Origin of the sequence: Devosia rhizoryzae, assembly GCF_016698665.1 — a bacterium.
Taxonomy (GTDB): Bacteria; Pseudomonadota; Alphaproteobacteria; order Rhizobiales; family Devosiaceae; genus Devosia; species Devosia rhizoryzae.
Genome location: NZ_CP068046.1, coordinates 1,052,690 through 1,072,713, shown reverse-complemented (window position 1 = coordinate 1,072,713; position 20,024 = coordinate 1,052,690). Strand labels below are relative to the sequence as shown.

The following is a 20,024-nucleotide window of genomic DNA, read 5'->3' as shown; positions in this document are numbered from 1 at the left end:
AGTCCCGGACCCGCAACGGCGATTGGATCACCGAGGTTTCCGAGCCTTCGATGCAGGGTTAGCGGGAAGTTAGCGTGAGCAATGCTTGCGGAGCGGCACGGTTAGCGCTACCGCTCGGCCATGAGCTTCAACAAATTTCCGCCCAAGCCGAAATACGATCCCGATACCGGCCCGGTATACCTTTACGGCATCCACACTGTGCGTGCCGCGCTGGATAATCGCGGCCGCATCAAGAAGGCGCTTCTGGCGACGCCGAACGCCCTGAACCGGCTCAAGGAGCTGGGTGAGATCGGCAACGTCAAGGTTACCGAAACAACGCCCAAAGAACTCGATCGCCTGCTGGGTGGCGAAGCCGTGCATCAGGGCGTGGCGCTTGAGGTTGATCCGGTGAGCCGCTTCGGCCTCGATGACCTGCATGAGCCCAAGCTCGTCGTCGTGCTCGACCAGCTGACCGACCCGCATAATGTTGGCGCCATCCTGCGCACCGCCTGCGCATTCGGCGCCGACGCCGTAATCACAACGGCCCGCCATTCGCCCCGCGAAACCGGCGTCATGGCTAAGGCTGCCTCCGGCGCGCTCGACCTCGTGCCGATGATCGAAGTGCGCAATCTCGGCGACGCGCTGGAAAAGCTTAAAGACCGCGGCATGACCGTTCTCGGCTTTGACTCCGAAGCCGAAACCACTCTTCGCCCGCGCACCGACTCGACCCCCATGGCCGTCGTCATGGGCGCCGAAGGCAAGGGCCTGCGCCAGCGGACCCGCGAACTCTGCGACGAGATGGTCAGGCTCGACATGCCCGGCCCGATCAAGTCGCTCAACGTTTCCAACGCTGCCGCCATCGCCCTTTTCGCCGCAACCGCCGGGCGCCAGCCATGAGCACGTTCGAGCCCTTCGCCATGGCCCTCCGCCTGTCCGGCGTCACCTTGCCCCAGGCCGAACTCGACACTGCGCTCAAGCAACTCAGCACCCGCTACGAGCCCGAAGACGCCGATAACAGCTTCTATGCGCAGATCGATGTCTCCGCCGACAACCCGGTCCGCGCCATTCTGGAACTCGCCGACCGCTCCGGCGCGACCATCGCCGCTATGCTGGCCGACCGTCGCATCGGCCGTGCCGTGCTCGACATCGCCTTCGATTACCCCGCCGAGGGCGAATCCATGTCGGCACGCCTTCCCGCCCATGCCGCCGCCGCGATCGCCCAGCACGGCATCGACCTCGAATTTTCCGTTTATCTCACCGATGTCGAGGACGACGAGGAATGAGCGAGCCGCTGCGCAACTGGGCCGGCAACATCACCTTCAATCCGGCTAGGATCGAGCGCCCGCGCAGCGTGGCTGAACTACAGAACATCGTCCGGGGCGCCACCAAGATCCGCGTCCTCGGGTCCGGCCACTCCTTCAACCGCATCGCCGACACCGACGATACTTTGGTTTCGCTGACGAACCTCGAGCGCGTCATCCACATCGACCGCGCGGCGCAGACCGTCACCGTTGACGGCGGTGCCACCTATGCCGACATCGCCGCGGCTCTGCACGAGGCCGGCTATGCGCTGGGCAACGTCGCCTCCCTGCCCCACATCACCGTGGTCGGTGCTGTCTGCACGGCGACGCACGGTTCCGGCGACGCCAACCAGAACCTTGCCGCAGCCGTCATCGCGCTCAAGCTCATCACGGCCTCGGGCGAGATCGTGTCGTATCGCCGCGGCGATGACGACTTCGACGGCGTCGTCGTCAGCCTCGGCGCGCTCGGCGTCGTTTCGGAAATCACGCTCGAGCTGATCCCGACCTTCGACATCCGCCAGAGCGTTTATCTCGACCTGCCCGTCGCCGCGATCGAGAGCCACTTCGACGCGCTGATGTCGCGCGCCTATAGCGTCAGCCTCTTTACCCGCTGGCAGGGTCAAACCATCGACCAGGTCTGGGTCAAGGCGCTGGGCTCGGGCGACGAGCCAGCGGCCGAGCTGCTTGGTGCCCGCGCCGCCGACCGGGCTTTCCACCCCATCCCCGATTTCGACGGCAGCACCAGCACGGTGCAGATGGGCGTCGTCGGCCCCTGGTACCAGCGCCTCTTCCACTTCCCGATCGAGCAGAAAGCCTCGGCCGGCGCCGAGATCCAGTCCGAATGCTTCGTCGCCCGCACGGACGCGAAGGCGGCTTTCAAGGCTCTCCACGCAGCGCAGGACCGGTTTTCGGGCGCCCTCTTCATCTCCGAAGTCCGCTCCGTTGCCGCCGACCAGTTCTGGCTCAGCACGGCTTATGGTCAGGACACGATCGGCTTTCACTTCACCTGGAAGCCGGAATGGGAAGCGACAATCGCTGCCGTGAAGGCCGTCGAACAAGCCCTCGCCCCGTTCCGTCCGCGCCCGCATTGGGCCAAGGTCTTCACCATCGACGCTGATGCGATCCGCGCCCTCTATCCCCGGCACGCGGACTTCGTGGCGTTGGCGAACCGGCTCGATCCGGATGGCAAGTTCCGCAATCCCATGATCGAGCAGGTCCTCTTCAGCTAGTTCAGCCGGCGTAGGCCACCTCGACGTCAAGCACCCAGGTCACCCCGAACCGGTCCTTGACCATGCCATAGAGTGGCGACCAGCCGGCTGGACCGATAGGCTCAACAATGGTCGAACCCTCGACCAGCTTGTCCCAGTAGCCCTGGATTTCCGCCGCAACCTTGCCGCGCACCGAAACAAAGAACGGGATCCTGCCCGGCGCCCAGTCGCGCTCCGGCTGCACGTCATAGGCCATGACGTGGAAGCCGGCGTCGGACAACACCTGGCCCCAGGTGATCAGCTCGTTTTCGGCCGGGCTCTTGACGCGCTGCGCCTGTTCATAGGTGAAGAGGCTAATCTCGCCGCCGAATACGGACTGGTAGTAGCTTAGAGCGTCGCGAGCCTGGCTGCGAAAGTTGAGGTGGGTGGTGGTGGTGATGGCCATGTGGATGCTCCTGTTGGCGCCGGTGATACATCTGGTGTAATCCACCCCAACTGCCAAATTCCGACAGTTGGATATGCCCCGCTCCGATCGCCTGTTCCGCCTGTTGCAAGCCATGCGCATGATGGCGCCGCCTATCAACGCATCGCGCCTTGCCGCGGAGATGAACGTTTCCCTGCGCTCGCTTTATCGCGACATCGACAGCCTCCGTGCGGCCGGCGCTTGCATCGAAGGCGAGCGCGGCTATGGCTATCGGCTGGTCGAAGACTATGCGCTGCCGCCGCAAACATTTGACCGGACTGAGATCGAAGCCATCGCCCTTGGCCTCGCCGAAGTCAGCCATATGGGCGATCCGGCCCTCGCCAAGGCGGCTGCTTCCGTTCTGGCAAAGGTAGCGGCCACGTTACCGGATGACCGCGAGCAGCAGCTGTTCCATGCCATCTCGCAGGTCTATAGGCCCGATGCCCGCTACACCGAAATCGGCAATATCGAAGCCGTTCGCCAAGCTTGCTGGCGGGAGCAGGCGCTCGACATCCGTTACGAGGACAAGGGTGGCGCCCAGAGCGAACGCCGCATCCTGCCACTGGCCATCGTCTACACCGACCATGCCCTTACCGCGCTCGCCTGGTGTTGCCTCCGCAACGACTTCCGCATGTTCCGGCTGGAGCGGATCAGCAGCCTCTCCAGCACCGGCGAGAGCTTTCGCCCACGCCGGGCCGCGCTGCTGCGCGACTACCTTGCGCGCCTCGGCGAAGAAGCGGCTAGCGCCCCTCGAACACGTGCGCCTGCGCCGTAATCACGTCGCGGTCGAAGATGCCCTGGTTCTTGGGCGCGAGCCGAACGACCGAATAGCCACGCGCTTCAAGTTCGGCCAGAAAACCCGGCAACATGTCGACCGTGCGCTGATGGATATCGTGAAAGAGGATGATGCCGCTGCCACGGGCGTCGAGCCGATCCAGCGTTCGCGCCGCCACGGTCTCGGGGCTGTCCTTGTAATAGTCCTTGCTGTCGATATCGACGTCGAGGACCACGATATTGCCGCTGAGCATGCTCGTGCGCAAAAAGCCGGTCTGCGACAGGTAGGGGAAGCGGAAAAAGGGCGAGAGCCCCTGCCCGGCGCCACCCAAAGCGTCGGACACGGCTTCTTCGCCGCGTGCAATTTCGTCCAGCGCCTCCTGGCGGCTGACCGTGTTGAGATCGACATGGTCATAGGTATGGCTGCCGACCGTATGGCCGCGCTCCGCCACCTCGCGAGCGAGCTTCGGATTGGCCTTGGCGGCCGATCCCAGCATCAGGAAGGTTGCCTTGACGCCGTACTCTTCCAACGTGTCGAGGATGGCCGGCGTCTTGCCGGCGCGTGGGCCGTCATCGAAGGTCAGGATCACTTCGCGAGGGCGAAGGATGATCTCGGACGTGGAGGCCACTGCCAGCGTGCGTCCGGCCAGTGCGCCAGTGGAGGGTAAGTGATGCGGCATGCTTGACATATTGGCGGCAAGCCGCAGCTCGGCACCGCCATCGTGGTAGGACATGAGATTTGGAGACGCCATGTCCGTCGGGCTTACTGGCCTCGCGCAGCCGGTCACGGTTGCTGCCAAACCACCGGCAAGAAGAAGCGCACGCAACAACCGCACAACAGCACCCGAAACACATCAACAACTGTGCTTCACTATTTACGGTTATGGTTAATATTCCGCTCCCCAGGGGTTAAGAACTACTTACCCGCTGCAGCAATCGCCTTGCGTCCCAGCGTATCGAGAGCCGCGCGGAAGGCCGATCGGTCGGCGGCCCGATAGCCGGGATTGAAGCCGCTGATTTCGCCGGTTTCGCGAAGGTGTTGCTTGAGGTCGCGCATCGCCAAAGCCATCCCGATCGAAGCCGGCGTAAACGGCTTGCCGGTAAAACCCAGCACATGGCAACCCTTGTCAATTACCCGGCTCGCCAGTGGAATGTCGGCGGTCAGAACTATGTCGTTGGGCTTTGCCTCATCAACGATCCAGTCGTCCGCAGCATCAGCTCCAGCGGGCACCACGACCACCTTGACCATCGGATCGCGCGAGGGCCGCACCCCGCCATTGCTGACAAAGACCACCACCAAACCAAGCCGCTCGGCCACCCGCTTGGCTTCGTCCTTCACAGGGCAGGCATCGGCATCGACATAGATGGTGGAAGGCATGCCAGTAAACTTTCTCGAAGAGACCCCCACCCAACCTCCCCCTGAAGAAGGGGGAGGAGCTCGATTCTAGGTCGTGGCTCGATGCGACTCCTCCCCCGCCTTACGGGGGAGGCTGGGTGGGGAAGCCTTCAGTGTCCCCGACCTCGTTCTTCGACAAGCTCAGGATGAGGTCTAAAGGACTCCTAGACCTCATGGTGAGCTCGTCGAACCACGAGGTCGCAGGCACAATCGTCAGTAAACCACCACGCTGCGAATGCTCTCGCCCGAATGCATCATGTCAAAACCCTTGTTGATGTCTTCGAGCCGCAGCGTGTGGGTGATCATCGGATCGATCTCGATCTTGCCATCAAGATACCAGTCCACGATCTTGGGTACGTCGGTGCGGCCCTTGGCGCCACCGAAGGCGGTGCCCATCCAGGTCCGGCCGGTGACGAGCTGAAACGGGCGGGTCGAGATTTCCTTGCCCGCCCCGGCAACACCGATCACCACTGACTTGCCCCAACCGCGATGGCTGCATTCGAGCGCCTGACGCATAACCGTGGTGTTACCGGTGCAATCGAAAGTGTAGTCGGCGCCGCCGATCAGGTCGCCCCGCCGCTTGGTCATGTTGACGATATAGGGAACGACATCGCCGTCGATCTCCGTCGGGTTGACGAAATGCGTCATCCCGAACCGCTCGCCCCATTCTTTCTTGGCGTTGTTGATATCGACGCCGATGATCATGTCGGCGCCGGCAATCCGCAGGCCCTGGATGACATTGAGGCCGATGCCACCGAGCCCGAACACGACGGCCGTGGAGCCAATCTCGACCTTGGCCGTGTTGATCACCGCGCCAATGCCAGTCGTCACACCGCAGCCGACATAGCAGACCTTGTCGAAGGCCGCCGAGGCATCGATCTTGGCCACTGCGATCTCTGGCAGCACCGTGTAGTTCGAAAACGTCGAGCAACCCATATAGTGAAAGATCGGCTTGCCCTCGAAGCTGAAGCGCGAAGTGCCGTCGGGCATCAGCCCCTGCCCCTGCGTCGCGCGGATAGCGGTGCAAAGATTGGTTTTGCCCGAGCGGCAGGAATAGCATTCACGGCATTCAGGCGTGTAGAGAGGGATGACATGGTCGCCCTTCTTCAGCGAGGTCACACCCGGCCCGACATCCACGACGACACCTGCGCCCTCATGGCCGAGAATCGACGGGAACAGACCTTCCGGATCGGCACCTGACAGTGTGAAATCATCGGTGTGACAGATGCCGGTCGCCTTGATTTCGATCAGAACCTCGCCGGCCTTGGGGCCCTCCAAATCCACCTCGACGATTTCGAGCGGCTTGCCTGCGGCAAAAGCGACGGCGGCGCGGGTCTTCATGGGATTCTCCTGGTCGTTTGATCTGTAGATGCCATGGACCCTGTCGATACCGCAACCGCTAGCCGCCGCCACCTCCGCCGCCAAGGCTGATCAAGACGTTCACGGCAGCAGCGAGAACGATGGTGTTGAACAGATGCGAAAAAATTAGGTGCACCGTCACCATGCGGCGCATCTTGTGGCTCTCGATCTTGGTGTCCGAAGTCGCGACCGACGTGCCTACCGTGTAGGAGAAATAAACGAAGTCGAAGCCGTCCGGGTCATCGTCACCCTGGAAATCAAGTCCGCCTTCGAAGTCGGCTCCCTCGGCCGCGTCCTCGACCTGGTAATATTCGTAAGCATAGTGCAGCGCGCCCATGGCCTGAACGGTAAACCAGCCCAGAATAACGGAGGTGACGCTGATAGCGACCTCCAGCGGATCGGGCGTTTGGCCATTGCTGAGTGCCAGAAACAAAGACACCAGCGAGGCTACAAGCACCAGGAGCACGATCAAGAAGATGCCGAGAACGGGCGTATCCTCCTCCCGCGCATGTTTGCGCAGATAGTCGGCCGTCAGATGCGGCATCTTGAGAAAGGTGACGAACAGGAAGCCAATAAAGAGCCCGTTGGCGCCAAGGCTCACCGAGTTCTGGGGCGAAAGGAAGAATGCGATTGCAAAGGTTACGACGCCCAGAACAAGTCCGACGATAAAGGCGGCGTGCCGTGGCATGAGCCGGTCAAGCAACTGGCTCCTTTGCCTCGGCTGTTCTTGCTTCTGACGCGACGAAGGGCGGCCACGAGAGGTGCGGGCTTCGGATCGGGACATGACGACGCTTTCGAACTGCCGGCCGGGCGCCGGCAGCATCTCAACGTTCAGCCAAGCCATTGGCTCCAAGCTGTAAGCTGGCTAGAGCTCCAGCCAATCCTTGAGTTCTGCCGCCAAGGCAGCAGGCTCCGCCTCCGCGCCATGCAGCACCAATTCTGGATTGGCCGGCGCTTCAAACGGCGAGTCGATGCCCGTAAAATTCTTGATCTCGCCTGCCCGCGCACGCTTGTAGAGCCCCTTTGGGTCGCGCGCTTCGCAGACCGCGAGCGGCGTATCGACATAGACTTCGGTGAAGTCGACATCGCCCGCAATCTCGCGCGCCAGCCGCCGTTCATTCTCGAAGGGCGAAATAAACGAGACAAGCACAATCAGACCGGCATCGGCCATGAGCTTGGCGACTTCGGCGACGCGGCGAATATTCTCGACGCGCGCGGCTTCGGTGAAGCCCAGGTCCTTGTTGAGCCCGTGCCGGACATTGTCGCCGTCAAGAATATAGGCGTGCCGGCCCTCCGCCGTCAGCCGCTGCTCAAGAATATTGGCGATCGAAGACTTGCCCGAACCCGAAAGTCCGGTGAACCAGACAATGCGCGGCGTCTGCCCCTTCATGCGGGCCCGCACCTCGCGGTTCACGTCAAAGCTCTGATAGGTCAGGTTCTGCGCCCGGCGCAGGCCGAACTCGATCGTCCCTGCCCCCAGCGTGGCATTGCTCAGCCGGTCGACGAGAATGAATCCGCCCGTCAGCGCATTGGCCGCATAAGGGTCGAAAGCGATCGGCTTGTCGGTCGCGAGGGTGACGGTCGCCACCTCATTGAGGTCGACCTTGGTTGCCGCCGTCTGTTCCAGCGTGTTGACGTTGATCCGGTATTTTAGATCCGTGATCGTCGCCGGCACCGTCTGCGCGCCGATCTTGAGAAGGTATGACCGGCCCGGGAAGGCCGGCTCGTCGTTCATCCAGACAAGGCGCGCCTGAAACTGGTTCGAAAATTCCGGCGTCTCACCCGCATGCGTCAGCACATCGCCCCGGGAAACATCCACTTCACGATCCAGCACCAGCGTCACCGCCTGCCCGGCAATCGCCCGCTCGAGCTCACCATCCATGGTGACGATGCTTCTTACGGCTGCAGGTTTGCGCGACGACGCGATCAGAACCTCATCGCCAACTTTGATCACTCCCGAGGCAACCGTGCCGGAGAAGCCGCGGAAGTCCAGATTCGGCCGGTTCACCCACTGCACCGGAAAGCGGAACTTCTCCGCCGTCCGATCCTCGGCAACGTCGATGTTCTCAAGGTACGGCACGAGCGGCTCGCCGGAGTACCAGCGTGTGCGTTCGCTGTTTGTCAGGATATTGTCGCCGCGCAAAGCGGACACCGGAACAGCGGCGAGGGACTTGAAGCCAAGCGGTTCGGCAAAAGCACGGTAGTCGGCCACGATACGGTCGAAGGTCGCCTGGTCATAATCCACAAGGTCGATCTTGTTGACCACCAGCACCACATGCTTCACCCCGATCAACGACAGTATGAACGAATGCCGCCGCGTCTGCGTCAGCACACCCTTGCGCGCATCGATCAGCACTAGCGCCAGTTCGGCATTGGAGGCGCCGGTCGCCATGTTGCGGGTATATTGCTCATGGCCCGGCGTATCGGCGACAATAAACTTGCGTTTGTCGGTCGAGAAAAACCGATAGGCAACGTCGATGGTGATGCCCTGCTCGCGCTCCGCCGAAAGCCCGTCCACCAGCAAGGAAAAGTCAATGCCTTCATCGCCTACGGTGCGGTTGTGCGACTCTTTCTTGAGGCTCGCCAACTGATCGTCGAGCACCTGCTGGCTGTCATAGAGCAGTCGCCCGATCAGCGTCGACTTGCCGTCATCGACGCTGCCGCAGGTCATGAAGCGCAGCAGCGACTTGTCCGTCTGCTGGGCAAGCCAGAGGTCGAGATCGGTATCGGGCGTGGCCATCGCTGCGCTCATCAGAAATAGCCTTCCTGCTTCTTCTTTTCCATCGAGCCGACACTGTCGCTGTCGATCAGCCGCCCCTCGCGCTCCGAAGTCCGGGACGCCTGCATTTCCATGATGATCGATGGCAAGTCCGCTGCGTCCGAGCGGATCGCGCCGGTCAGCGGATAGCAGCCGAGCGTGCGAAAGCGCACCACCTCCTCGCGCGGTGTCTCACCCGGCGCCAGCGGCAGCCGCTCGTCATCCACCATGATCAGCGTGCCGGAGCGCTCCACCACCGGCCTCGGCCGGGCGAAGTAAAGTGGGGTGATGGGGATCTGCTCGGAATAAATATAGGTCCAGACATCGAGCTCGGTCCAATTGGAGATCGGGAACACCCGCATGCTTTCGCCCGGATTGAGCCGCGTGTTGAACGTGCGCCAAAGCTCTGGCCGCTGGTTCTTGGGGTCCCACGCATGGTTGGCGTTGCGGTGCGAAAAGATGCGCTCCTTGGCCCGCGATTTCTCTTCGTCGCGCCGCGCACCGCCGATCGCCGCATCATACTTGCCGGCATTGAGCGCCTGCCGCAGCGCCTGCGTTTTCATGATGTCGGTATAGCGCGACGAGCCATGATCGAACGGATTGATGCGATCGCGCACGCCGTCCTGGTTCGTATGGACGATGAGCTCGAAGCCATAATCCTTGGCCGTCTGGTCGCGAAACGCGATCATTTCCTTGAACTTGAAGGTCGTGTCGACATGCAGCAGCGGGAACGGGATCTTGCTCGGAAAAAACGCCTTGCGCGCCAGATGCAGCAGCACGCTCGAATCCTTGCCGATCGAATACATCATCACCGGCCGCTCGAAGCTCGCGGCCACTTCGCGCAAGATTTCAATGCTTTCGGCTTCAAGAGCCTGAAGGTGGGTGAGACGATTGGCGTGCACGTGTCGAGCCTCTCAAGAACTGGCCGTAGGTAGCGCCGTCGGCGATGCTCCAGCAATCCCGAAAGTGCCGGAAACGCTGGCGTTAGCGAGGCTCAAAGCAAATTTGTGCGGCTAAGTAGCGGCCTGTGCTAAACCTCACCAAGACCATCGCGAGGAAGGCTGTTCGCAGTGCGCATCGTCCACTTTCGGCAGAATAAAAGTTTCCACGACCTCCCCCGAACGGTTGCCGCCCGAGCCCTGACAATGCTAAAGCGCACCCGGCGCCGGTATAGCTCAGTTGGTAGAGCACCTGATTTGTAATCAGGGGGTCGCGGGTTCGAACCCTGCTGCCGGCACCAGTCTCCTCTCCCGAACACCGAGCTTGATGCCATTAATGCTGATAAACCAGCAGCTGGGCCATGTTGGGAAGAGTATCGCGAACCTGGATTTGGCGCCGCTTCTCGACTTCGTCTGGCCTATTCGGTCTGTCAGCGAACTAAGGTCTGATCAAAATGTGGACCATCGTATTTCGTTTGCTCCCGCATTGGTCCATTCCGGCTTTCGACCATCGTAAATAGCTCACTTTGCTGCAAAACTTTCTAATCGGCTGCAGGATTCGATGGTCTTGGGAGCGCAGCCATGTTTCACAGTTCAACTGCCGATGGCACTACGCTGCCAGGTCTTGGCGCAGGCGCGCCACAGCGAGACTCTACTCAGTCCTGGACGAAGTCCTATGCGCGCGGTCAGACCATCTGGGAGCCCGGCGCACCGGATATCGTGGGCTATGTCACCAAGGGGCTCGTCAAGCTGGTCACCTTCCTGCCGGATGGAAGAACCAACATCGTTGGAGTCATCGAGGCCCCCGGATTTTTCGGCCGCGTCTTCGAAACTGGTGGTGAATTCACCATCGAGGCGGCCACCGATGTGACCGTTACGTGCTTCAAGCGGGCCGTCTTTCACAAGCTCCTGTCGCAAAGCCGCGAGCTGGAGCACCGCATTCATCTCGAAAACCTCTACCAGCTTGAAGAAGCCTATGACCGGATCACCGTGCTTGCCTGTCAGAGCACGATGGAGCGCTTCACCACCTACCTTGCCCTGCGCCTGATTGCCGACGAGATGCGCTCGGACGAGCAGAAGACCAAAACTTCACTGATCCACATACCGATGAACCGGCGCGATTTTGCTGCGTATCTTGGAACAACCGTCGAGACCGTCAGCCGCAACATGCAGGCGCTGGTCCGTCGGGGAACACTCGCGGTCATCGACAGTGCCAGTGTCCGCCTGCTGCGCCGCGCCGATCTCTTTAGCCTGGCCGGACAAGACGAGACGGACCTTACGGAGATGGCCCGTAGCCGGGCCCCTGCCCTGCGCCAGAAGGCGATGCTGCTGAATGCGTCTTTGCTGGATGAAGAGCCAAGTGACTTTCGAGTCGCGGCCGAATAGCGAAGACGGCGAACCGTTGTCACTGGTGCGGAACGCCTAGAGCTGGCCGCGTTCCAGCTCGGCTTCCTGGCTGCGTCGGGCAGCGATCACAACTTCCACGCGATTGCGCGCTTTGAGCTTTTGCATCAGCCCCGTCATGTAGTGCTTGACCGTCTTTTCGCTGATCCGCAGCTCACCGGCGATTTCGCGATTGGTTCGTGCCTGCAACAGGTGCCCTATGATCTGCTTCTCACGGATGTTCAGCTTGTTGCTTTCGTCCACCACCTGACGTCTGGCCCGATCGCGCAAGCCGTTCATCACCTGGCTTGCATATTGCTGGGTGATAAACATCTGGTCGGCGAAAACCATGTCCACGGCCAGGAGCAATTCGCTCGAGGCGCTTCCCTTGAGAACAAAACCGGTAGCGCCTGCGTCCAGAGCCTTGATAGCGGACTCGAGGCTGCAGAATGCGGTAAAAACCACGATCTTGGTCTTCGGAGCCGTGGTGGAGATCTGAGAAATAGTGCGGAACACGTCACCTGGCATACTCAGGTCCATGACGATGACATCTGGCGCCGAGGTCCGCACAAGCTCCAGGCAGCCATCGGCGGTGATGGCTTGCCCAACCACTTCATGCCGCCCGCTATTCGCAAAAAGGACGTTTATGCCCGCAAGCAAGACAGGATGGTCGTCAGCAACCGCTACTTTGATCAAGTTGTGCATGCCATTTCAGCAAAAGCTGCACCCTGTTAACACCAGCGATTACTGCAATTTACTGGAAGATTAACGATCCGTAAACAATTTCCCGCACGGACCTGGATTCGTGATTAACAAGCGTTCGAATGCCTTCGACTCCCCAAAGGAGGGTTAGTCGGAAATGCGTAACCGCAAGTACTTACCTTCGGTCATTAGATGGGGCGAATGGGTCTCGATATGACAATCTTGTAAGCATTCTTGCCTGTCCAGAAAGTTTTCACTTGCGCTAACCTGCCCGTAGCCACTCCAACTTCTTCAGTTTACATTGCGGTCGCGGCACGCTGTTGGAGGACAAGATGATCGATGACTTCGATCGTCGGCTAAGCCTGCGCAAACGTTGGATGCGATTTCCTTATGCCTGGCGATTTATTGCCACTGGCATCATCTACACCCTGGCCGCCATGGTTATCTGCGCGGTTTGCACCACGATCTTCTTGTCAGACACCTTGGTGAAACGGCGCGGTGGAGACATCGCTGCAATGGGGCAGCGTATACTTTCGCGAACCCTAAACGATTACGCGCCTGGGAAAGACCTGCCTGAAAAGGATCGCTTAGCATTAGACGCATTGATGTCGGATCAAACATTTGCGGCCGAATTTCCCTATCTCGATATCTGGTCCACCGAGCTGGACATCATCTACTCCAACATTTCCCCAATTACCCCGGACGCTGATCCGCCGGCCGAGATCCTGCAGGCCTTCGAGGGTTTCACCTCAGTCAAGCTTGACGATGAAGCCAGCGCTTCCAACTACACCGACATTTTCTTCCCCTGGCATGACCCGGAGACAGGAGACATCGCCGCGGCCGTTCACCTGCGCGAAGTGCGATCCACCCTGCAGCGGGACCTCGACAATGTTATCGCTGCCAGCTGGTTCGCCGTAGCGACCATTGCCCTGGTCGTGATGCTGGGCCTCTTTCTGATCGTGCTTGAGGGAAACCGCACATTGGAGCGCCAACGCTCGCTCCTGGCCAGGCAGGTGCAGGTATTTCGAGCGCGCACCAACCGCTTTCGCGACTCCAAGGATGCAGCCGAGGAAGCAACTCGGACCGTCACGCGAATAACCGAACGGTATCTTCGCAACATCGGCCGGGATCTCCATGACGGACCGGCGCAATCGATTGGCTACGCCGTCCTGAAGCTGGACGGCGTTCGATCCAAGTCTCGCGCGGCGGAGCGCAGTGCAGCGATCAGCGAAGTAGAGGCGGTGTTAGGAGACGCAATGGCCGAAGTTCGGGCCATTGCGATGTCTCTGGTTCTTCCCGAAATTGAAAATCTCAACATTGCCCAGGTGATCGACAACGCCGTGGGACATCACCTGCGCCGCACAGGCGCCAACCTGGCCTTCGAGAACGAGGCTGAACCGCTTCATCTCGCCGGCGATTTATCGGTCTGTGTCTATCGCTTCGTTCAGGAGGGGCTCAACAATGCCTTCAAGCATGGCATTCCGGCCAGTCATATGCTGAGTGCAAAAACCGAGGATGGGCTGCTGAAGTTATCCATCTCCAACCTCTACCAAGAGGGCGAATCACAAATCGCCTCGGATCACGTCGGCATCGGTCTTTACAGCTTGCGGACCCGCGTCCAGAGCCTGGATGGTACCTTCTCCTTTGTTCGGAGTGACGGATTGTCCCGACTGGACATGTGGCTCCCACTAAAACCGGCGGGCAAGTCGTTGACCTAACAGGCGACCGCGAGGAGCTATCCGCATAACCTAGCCGGCCGTCTGCACTAGCCGCGCGGATCGTGGTCCCTGTGCGCTGTTTGATTGTACCGGCGCCATAGCCTCCACCGGCTCCCGCCGGCCGGCAAGACTCCGTTCCAGCTCATGGGTACGCTGCGCCAGCACTTGATACTGAGCTGCAATGATCGATTGCGCCACCGTCGCGCTCTGCAGCTTGCTCGCCTGCGCCTTGAGTGCCCTGCTCCGCCGCGTCGTCACCAAACCGACCATAAGCGCAGCCAGTACCCACGAAAGCGAGTCCGCCCAGGCCAGTTGAAAGTATTGAGCATAGCTCATGTCGATGGCCCTGACGGGCATGCCGCCGCCGTGAACCAGCGCGATCGCACCGAAGGCGCTGAGCAGTCCACCATAAAGGCCATATTGAGCGCTGAGCAGGATAACGGCGAAGAGGTATGGATGCACCGGAAAGACATCGAAGGGCATCAGGCCGGTATGGTTCAGCAGGGCCAGTCCACAAAGAAGAATGACGCCTTCGGCAATCGCCAGCCCGTCGGATCGGGGAAGCACGCCTCTGCTGTGGTCGACGGATTGAAGCGATGCCGCAGTGTTGTCGTTGCTCATGATGTCCTCGAGATTGCGATGTTTGGTCAGGCACGCACAGCGGGATTGTTGACCACGAAGGTCAGGCGATTGAGTGAGTTCAGCGTGCGGCGCATGGCGGCATAGGCAAGTGTCCCGCTGACCATGCAGGCCAGGACGTAGCCCAGGCCCAAATAGTCGGGGTTGCGCAGCATGACGGCCGTGCAGCCACCGTTGAGCAGAAGAAAGCCGAGCTGCAGCCAGAGATAGGCTTTGCCGTACTGTACGAAGAGGATCACGCCGCAGCTGGCCTGGAACAGGAAGTGAAAGGCCGAACCGATAAGCGCCAGCCGCAGGACGGAGATCGCGTCGAATGGCAGGCCGAGGAGTTCCGCGACGAAGGGCGCCATCACGGCGAGGGCTGCGCTGATCGTCAGCTGCACCAGAAAGGCGGTGAAGACGGTGTCGATCGTGTCCTGCGCCAGTTGGCTCCGCTGCTCGTCGATCTGCCGCAAAGTGCCGCCGGAATGAACGATGTCGCGATAGTGCCGATAATTGTCGAAGAAGGTCGTCTCAAGCCACATGACCAGAATGGACATGACTGGAACAATGGCGAGATAGGCCACGAACATGGGGCTGTCGTAACGCACCGCGTAGAAAAGACCTTCGGTGACGCTGGTCGCCTCCACGGAATGCCAGACGATGATCTTGTCGATCCAGACCGCCAGTGCGCTGCAAAGGCCGGCGAGGACAAAGGTGGCGGATGTCGGCCGCATTGTGCCGAGCATGCCCAGCACTTCCCGAAGTGGAGCGAGCTTGCCTGGGAATGTTCTGATGATCAGGTAGTTGAGGATGCAGAAGGCAACGCAAAGGCCGACGCTGAAGCCGAGCAGCATGCCGGCCGGGCCGTGTCCCAGGGCAGCCGCGGAGGTGCCGAAGACTATCGAACAGCTCAGGCCCAGGGCAAAGGCCGACGTCACCGCTGCGTACTGCTTGATTGCTGCGACAAACGCCATGGCGAGCCACAGCTGGGACACTTGTAGCACGCAGATCAGGGCCGCCACGCCCAGGACCGTGGGCAGGCGGATCAGCCCAAAGAAAACGATAATGCCGCCGGCAAGAGACAAGACAGTGGTGGCGAAAAGCGCGGCCAGGTAAACGCCTTGCACCTTTTCGAAGCGCCGTTGAAAAAGGATGCGCGAGACGCGCAAGGTTGCCTCGAGGGACACCGGGGCCGTCACCACAAGAGACAGCGCAAAACTGTAGATCACGAGGATGCTGAAGATCTTGAGTTCCTCAGGATCAAGGATCGGTTGCCCTAGGACATGCAGCAGCGCCAGGCCACCCATGATGACGATCCAGGGACCGGAAGAGATCAGGATGGCGTGGCCACCCGCCAGAGACCGGGACGCCAGATTGTCCTGGTTGCTGAGCTTCTTGAGCGCAAATCCTATGCCGGCCATTATGCCACCACCTGGTTCTTGGGATGAAAGTTCTGCCGGTAAAGGGCACGGTAGGACTTCGCGACGTCTTCGGCGCGATAGTGCTGCTGCACGCGGCGCTTGAGATTTTCGCCAAAGCTTGAGAGGCGATCGGGGTCCGCCAGCAGGAAGCCAATGGATGCCGCGATCTCCTCGTTGGCGCCGACCGGCGCCACGGCGCCACCGGGACCGATCGCTCCGGCTTCGCCGATGCGGCCTTCAAGAATTTCGCGGCAGGCGCCGACATCTGTTGCGACGCAGGGAACACCTGCAGCACCGGCTTCAAGGATGACGAGCGGCAAGGCTTCACTGATGCTGGTCAGAACCAAAACGTCGATCTGCCCCAGATAGTCTGCGACCTTGACCGCACCGGTAAAGGTGATGGTGTCGGCAAGAAAGCGCCGGTTGACTTCTTCGATGCAGCCTTGTGCATAGTCGGGATCCTCATCCATCGGCCCGATGATCAGCGCCCGCAGATCAGGAAAGTCGGCCCGTAGCCTTTCGGCAACATCGATAAAGGTTTGCACGTCCTTGATCGGTGTAACGCGGCCGATAAAGGCGATGGTTGGCCGTTCGGGACGGATCCGCTGGACGGCGCCATAGCGCTCCACATCCACGCCATTGGGGATGACACTGAGCTTTTTGGGCTCGGCACCCAGGGCGTACTGGAACACCTGGTTCGCTTCGTAGAGGGCGGTGATTTCGGTCGCTGCGTCATAGGCGATGCGCGCAAAGCTTTCGAAGCTGCGCGCCCAAAGCTCGCGGATGTCCTTGCGATCGTCGGAAAGATCGAGCCCGGTATCGATGCTGTTGGAGATCCAGTCCGCCATTAGAATCTCGATGCGGCGTTCGTTGGAATAAATCCCGTGCTCGCTGATGATGAGATTGCGGCCGGTCTCGATGGCGGCGCGCGCCCCGATCAGCCCGGCATAGCCAGTCGACACGGCATGGTAGATGCGCGCTTCCGGCAAGGGGCAGGTCAGCATGCGGAACAGCCCGCCCACCAATGTACGCCAGGCCCAGAAGTAGCCCAGGAACGAAGCGTGCGACATCGACCCGTAATAGGCACACATGGTCTGCCAGGCCTCAGGCGAGTTGAGCAGCGTGTCGAGGGCCGTCCGATGACGGGGTGTGCCGAGCAAAGACAAAAGCCCTGAAAGCTGGCTTGCGTCACCCTCGCTCAAGAGTTGGCCAAGCAGTTCCGCCAAGTGCTCCGGGGTCACCTTGGGCCAGGGGCGCGCCGAGCCCATCCTGGTGTCGTCCAGCCGCACATGCTCTATCGACAACAAGTTGTCGGGCCGAGCGTAGCGCGGCGGCGTGGTCGGAGCACTGGGCAGGACGGCCAGCACCCTGAAGGTCAGCTCCGGATGCGCGCGAATGAGCCAATCGATCCAGCTCGATACGCCACCGGCGACATAGGGATAACACCCTTCGGCGATGAGGCACACATCGGCAACACCGGATGACGAGCCGAGAAAGTCACTTCTGTCATCGCGCCACATGGTCTTGTCCTTTGTGTCTGAGGTTTGTGGAGTTAGGCGCGCGCTGTGCCGTCGAGGAGAGTGCTAGCCGGCAGGCCACGAACTCTGTTGCGCGCCTTGATATGCGCGGCCACCGCGGCAGCCTGAACCCGCACCCGCTGATCGGGACTACGCAGGGCAAGAGCCAGGGCGATCTCGACGAACTTTTCGTCGTCCTCGATGGCAAGATAGGCCAGGAGCGCCTGCTTTTCCTGGACGGTGCCGGTTTCAAGCAGCGTGTCGAAGGGTCGTGGCAGCTGCGACTGCTTGCGCACCAACCGGCCATCGATGATGAGATCGACCAGCGTCACGGCCTCTGCCTGGCTTGGCGCGATGGTTTCGTACCAGCGATCAAGGGCATCGCCGCGCGTCTGCCAGATCTGCTGCTCGCCACTGAGGGCGGCCGCCGCACCGACTGGTCCGCCGGCAAAGGTGAGAAGCGTAAACGCCTGAAGCGTCCCGGTGGGTACCTTGGCATACTCAAACCCGAGCACCAGCGCGATCAAGACGCCGATGATGCCAATATGGCCGGCAAGCACGATCTGCCAATCATACCCGGTGAGCAAAAGAGCGACCAAGAGAACCTCGGCAACGACCACCGCGACCTGCACGGTCTTTGTAACGGCGCTAACGGCGCGCGCCTGCCTAACAGGCTCCACGGCCATTGTTTGGGGATTTATGTGCTCGTTCATGACATCACCTGCTCGGTGCAACGGCATGCTGGCAGCACGCCTGATGAGGCCTTTCTAACGGCGCGCCGGCCCGCCCAGCATTGATGGGTGTCAATGCGATCTCCGCTGCCACTCGGCTATCGAATGGAGGCCAAGGATGGTCCTTGCGCAGACACTTCGGCGGGCATCATGCTTGAGGGCGGAAATACCAAGACCTACCATGGCGAGCGGTTCTGCCTGCCGCTGCTCAGTTCCGCACTGGTTCTGCAGATCGCCCTCGCCATTGCTGCGACGCCCGCGTTGTCTGCCCCCTTGCGCACCGACTTATCTGCGGTGAGGAGCTGGGGTTACCAGCTGCAGCAGGTGAATCCACAGGAAGTGGCCGCCTCCCCTTACGATCTGATGGTTGTCGATTATTCCCGCGATGGCAGCGAAGAGCGTTCCTTCACCGCGGCCGACGTTGCAGCCATGAAACGCCAACCAGACGGCCATAGGCGCTTCGTAATCGCATACCTCAGCATTGGGGAGGCCGAGGACTATCGCTTCTACTGGCAACGCCAGTGGAATGCTGAGTCTCCCTCCTGGCTGGGCGCGGAGAACCCGGACTGGCAAGGCAATTACGCCATCCGGTACTGGCTCCCCGACTGGCAGAACATCATCTTTGGTGGTGCCAACTCTTACCTTGATGCCATCATCGACGCTGGTTTTGACGGCGTTTATCTCGATCGCATCGATGCCTTCGATGTCGCCGAGCCCGGCTACGGCCGTGCCGAACGGATGGCCGCAATGAGCGCCTTCGTCGAAAGCCTTGCATCCTATGCCAGAAACAAGCGGCCCGGCTTTGTCGTCATCGGACAGAACGCCGAAGAACTGCTCGCGGATGATAGCTATGCGCAAACGCTTGATGCAGTGGGCAAGGAAGACCTGTTCTTCGGCCTTGAAGGCGACGGCGCTCGCAACAGCAATGCGGAGCTGCGCGCGAGCCTCACGCTGCTGCAAGACTTTCAGCGCACAGGCAAGCCCGTCTTTGTTGTTGAATATCTGAATACCGCCGAGAGCAAGACTCTGGCCCGAGCCCAGGCCACCGCCCTTGGTGCACCGCTCTTTATTGCAAACAGGGAGCTCGACGATGTTCGATCCCGCTAGCACCAAGCCTAAAGACCGGACAATGCCTGCGATCTTGCTCCTGGCAGCTATTGCACTGGCGGGGATATGGTCCCTGCTTCCGAACGCCGAAGAAAAAGCGGCCGGTCTGCTTGATGATGCGCGCTATCCAGAAGCAATGGCCGTGCTCGAAGAGACGCAGGCACACGGTATGCTATCGAGCTACGAGAGCCAGATGTTGCTCAAGACTTACGTCCTGACCAAGAAGAGGCTCAGCGCCGCCTGGCTCCTCGTCAACGAGCCGACACTGCAGAGCGCTAGTCCTGAAGTTATCCGCCAAGTCCTGGCCCTGTTCCGCGATGCCCGCGACTATTCGGGGGAAGCACAGGTCCTTCGAGCAGAATATGACCGCAACGGCGATGAGCAAGATCTCGCGCGCTTGCGGGTGCTGTACCGGCTTCTCAGTGACAAGGACGGCGAAGCCTCCCTCCTGGAAGCCGCGATCGCTAAAGGGGGATCGAACCCCGCCTATGAACAGCGCCTGCATTTTTTGAGGACAGAGCTGGGTGGCGACAACATGGCGCTTTGGGTAGCGCCATCAGGCGCTTTCTCCCAACTTCTCGAAGCTGCTCCGGTTCGATCCTTAGCCTTTTCGAACCTCACCCCCCCTTTTTGAAACCTCGCTCGAGT

20 protein-coding genes and 1 tRNA gene are annotated in these 20,024 nt (G+C 60.7%); 9 read left to right on the top strand and 12 right to left on the bottom strand.

Features of this window, described 5'->3' with window-relative positions; all coding sequences use genetic code 11:
* The first annotated feature begins 120 nt into the window (after positions 1-120).
* From rlmB to JI748_RS05300, 3 genes are read left to right on the top strand one after another with little or no spacing between them, the layout of a single operon-like run.
* On the top strand, positions 121-876 hold the full coding sequence (gene rlmB, locus JI748_RS05310) for a 23S rRNA (guanosine(2251)-2'-O)-methyltransferase RlmB (protein ID WP_201635757.1): 756 nt from the start codon (positions 121-123) through the stop codon (positions 874-876).
* The gene (locus JI748_RS05305; protein ID WP_201635755.1) at positions 873-1,262 is read left to right on the top strand and encodes a hypothetical protein; all 390 of its coding nucleotides are present in this window, start codon (positions 873-875) and stop codon (positions 1,260-1,262) included. Before rlmB ends, JI748_RS05305 begins: the two co-directional genes overlap by 4 nt.
* Positions 1,259-2,509 (top strand): FAD-binding protein, encoded by a 1,251-nt coding sequence (locus tag JI748_RS05300; RefSeq protein WP_201635753.1) that lies wholly within the window; start codon positions 1,259-1,261, stop codon positions 2,507-2,509. Before JI748_RS05305 ends, JI748_RS05300 begins: the two co-directional genes overlap by 4 nt.
* Before the next feature lies 1 nt (position 2,510).
* Here the strand turns inward: JI748_RS05300 and JI748_RS05295 are convergent, their stop codons facing one another.
* Positions 2,511-2,933, bottom strand: a complete 423-nt coding sequence (locus tag JI748_RS05295; RefSeq protein ID WP_201635751.1) for a VOC family protein — start codon at positions 2,931-2,933, stop codon at positions 2,511-2,513.
* A gap of 73 nt (positions 2,934-3,006) precedes the next feature.
* Here JI748_RS05295 and JI748_RS05290 point away from each other — a divergent pair, with 73 nt between their 5' ends.
* A complete protein-coding gene (locus JI748_RS05290) occupies positions 3,007-3,726 on the top strand; it encodes a helix-turn-helix transcriptional regulator (protein WP_201635749.1) in 720 nt (239 codons plus the stop codon).
* Here JI748_RS05290 and JI748_RS05285 read toward each other — a convergent pair.
* From JI748_RS05285 to cysD, 6 genes are all read right to left on the bottom strand, one after another.
* A complete protein-coding gene (locus tag JI748_RS05285) occupies positions 3,692-4,477 on the bottom strand; it encodes a polysaccharide deacetylase family protein (protein WP_233280619.1) in 786 nt (261 codons plus the stop codon). The genes JI748_RS05290 and JI748_RS05285 overlap by 35 nt on opposite strands.
* A gap of 164 nt (positions 4,478-4,641) precedes the next feature.
* A complete protein-coding gene (locus JI748_RS05280) occupies positions 4,642-5,103 on the bottom strand; it encodes a YaiI/YqxD family protein (protein WP_201635747.1) in 462 nt (153 codons plus the stop codon).
* 231 nt (positions 5,104-5,334) lie between these two features.
* Positions 5,335-6,462 (bottom strand): S-(hydroxymethyl)glutathione dehydrogenase/class III alcohol dehydrogenase, encoded by a 1,128-nt coding sequence (locus JI748_RS05275; protein WP_201635745.1) that lies wholly within the window; start codon positions 6,460-6,462, stop codon positions 5,335-5,337.
* Between the two features lie 58 nt (positions 6,463-6,520).
* Positions 6,521-7,324 (bottom strand): DUF1345 domain-containing protein, encoded by an 804-nt coding sequence (locus tag JI748_RS05270; protein WP_201635743.1) that lies wholly within the window; start codon positions 7,322-7,324, stop codon positions 6,521-6,523.
* 21 nt (positions 7,325-7,345) lie between these two features.
* On the bottom strand, positions 7,346-9,232 hold the full coding sequence (gene cysN, locus JI748_RS05265) for a sulfate adenylyltransferase subunit CysN (protein WP_201635741.1): 1,887 nt from the start codon (positions 9,230-9,232) through the stop codon (positions 7,346-7,348).
* Positions 9,232-10,140, bottom strand: a complete 909-nt coding sequence (gene cysD / locus JI748_RS05260; RefSeq protein WP_201635739.1) for a sulfate adenylyltransferase subunit CysD — start codon at positions 10,138-10,140, stop codon at positions 9,232-9,234. Before cysD ends, cysN begins: the two co-directional genes overlap by 1 nt.
* A gap of 262 nt (positions 10,141-10,402) precedes the next feature.
* Between cysD and JI748_RS05255 the strand changes: the two genes are divergently transcribed.
* Both JI748_RS05255 and JI748_RS05250 read left to right on the top strand, forming a co-directional pair.
* A tRNA-Thr gene (locus JI748_RS05255) sits at positions 10,403-10,478 on the top strand.
* Positions 10,479-10,758: 280 nt separating this feature from the next.
* Complete coding sequence (locus JI748_RS05250) at positions 10,759-11,562, top strand: Crp/Fnr family transcriptional regulator (protein WP_201635737.1); 804 nt, start codon at positions 10,759-10,761, stop codon at positions 11,560-11,562.
* A 36-nt stretch (positions 11,563-11,598) separates the two neighbouring features.
* Here the strand turns inward: JI748_RS05250 and JI748_RS05245 are convergent, their stop codons facing one another.
* Positions 11,599-12,264 carry a response regulator gene (locus JI748_RS05245; protein WP_201635735.1) on the bottom strand — a complete coding sequence of 222 codons (666 nt, stop codon included), beginning with the start codon at positions 12,262-12,264 and terminating at the stop codon, positions 11,599-11,601.
* A gap of 329 nt (positions 12,265-12,593) precedes the next feature.
* Between JI748_RS05245 and JI748_RS05240 the strand changes: the two genes are divergently transcribed.
* Complete coding sequence (locus JI748_RS05240; RefSeq protein ID WP_201635733.1) at positions 12,594-13,979, top strand: sensor histidine kinase; 1,386 nt, start codon at positions 12,594-12,596, stop codon at positions 13,977-13,979.
* Between the two features lie 30 nt (positions 13,980-14,009).
* Here JI748_RS05240 and JI748_RS05235 read toward each other — a convergent pair whose 3' ends face one another.
* Genes JI748_RS05235 through JI748_RS05220 form a run of 4 tightly spaced genes read right to left on the bottom strand, consistent with a single transcriptional unit; the run spans position 14,010 to position 18,251 of the window.
* Entirely contained in the window at positions 14,010-14,600 is a 591-nt protein-coding gene (locus JI748_RS05235; RefSeq protein ID WP_201635731.1) for a hypothetical protein, read from the bottom strand.
* Positions 14,601-14,626: 26 nt separating this feature from the next.
* Positions 14,627-16,021 carry an exopolysaccharide Pel transporter PelG gene (gene pelG / locus JI748_RS05230; RefSeq protein WP_201635729.1) on the bottom strand — a complete coding sequence of 465 codons (1,395 nt, stop codon included), beginning with the start codon at positions 16,019-16,021 and terminating at the stop codon, positions 14,627-14,629.
* The gene (pelF, locus tag JI748_RS05225) at positions 16,021-17,541 is read right to left on the bottom strand and encodes a GT4 family glycosyltransferase PelF (RefSeq protein WP_201635727.1); all 1,521 of its coding nucleotides are present in this window, start codon (positions 17,539-17,541) and stop codon (positions 16,021-16,023) included. The genes pelG and pelF overlap by 1 nt, the downstream gene beginning before the upstream one ends.
* Before the next feature lie 32 nt (positions 17,542-17,573).
* On the bottom strand, positions 17,574-18,251 hold the full coding sequence (locus JI748_RS05220; RefSeq protein WP_201635725.1) for a hypothetical protein: 678 nt from the start codon (positions 18,249-18,251) through the stop codon (positions 17,574-17,576).
* A gap of 123 nt (positions 18,252-18,374) precedes the next feature.
* On the opposite strand from JI748_RS05220, the gene JI748_RS05215 reads away from it, so the two are divergent.
* Both JI748_RS05215 and JI748_RS05210 read left to right on the top strand, forming a co-directional pair.
* Positions 18,375-19,376, top strand: coding sequence for an MJ1477/TM1410 family putative glycoside hydrolase (locus JI748_RS05215; protein ID WP_201635723.1), 1,002 nt, complete (start codon positions 18,375-18,377; stop codon positions 19,374-19,376).
* On the top strand, positions 19,360-20,010 hold the full coding sequence (locus JI748_RS05210; RefSeq protein ID WP_201635722.1) for a hypothetical protein: 651 nt from the start codon (positions 19,360-19,362) through the stop codon (positions 20,008-20,010). Before JI748_RS05215 ends, JI748_RS05210 begins: the two co-directional genes overlap by 17 nt.
* Positions 20,011-20,024 lie beyond the last annotated feature (14 nt).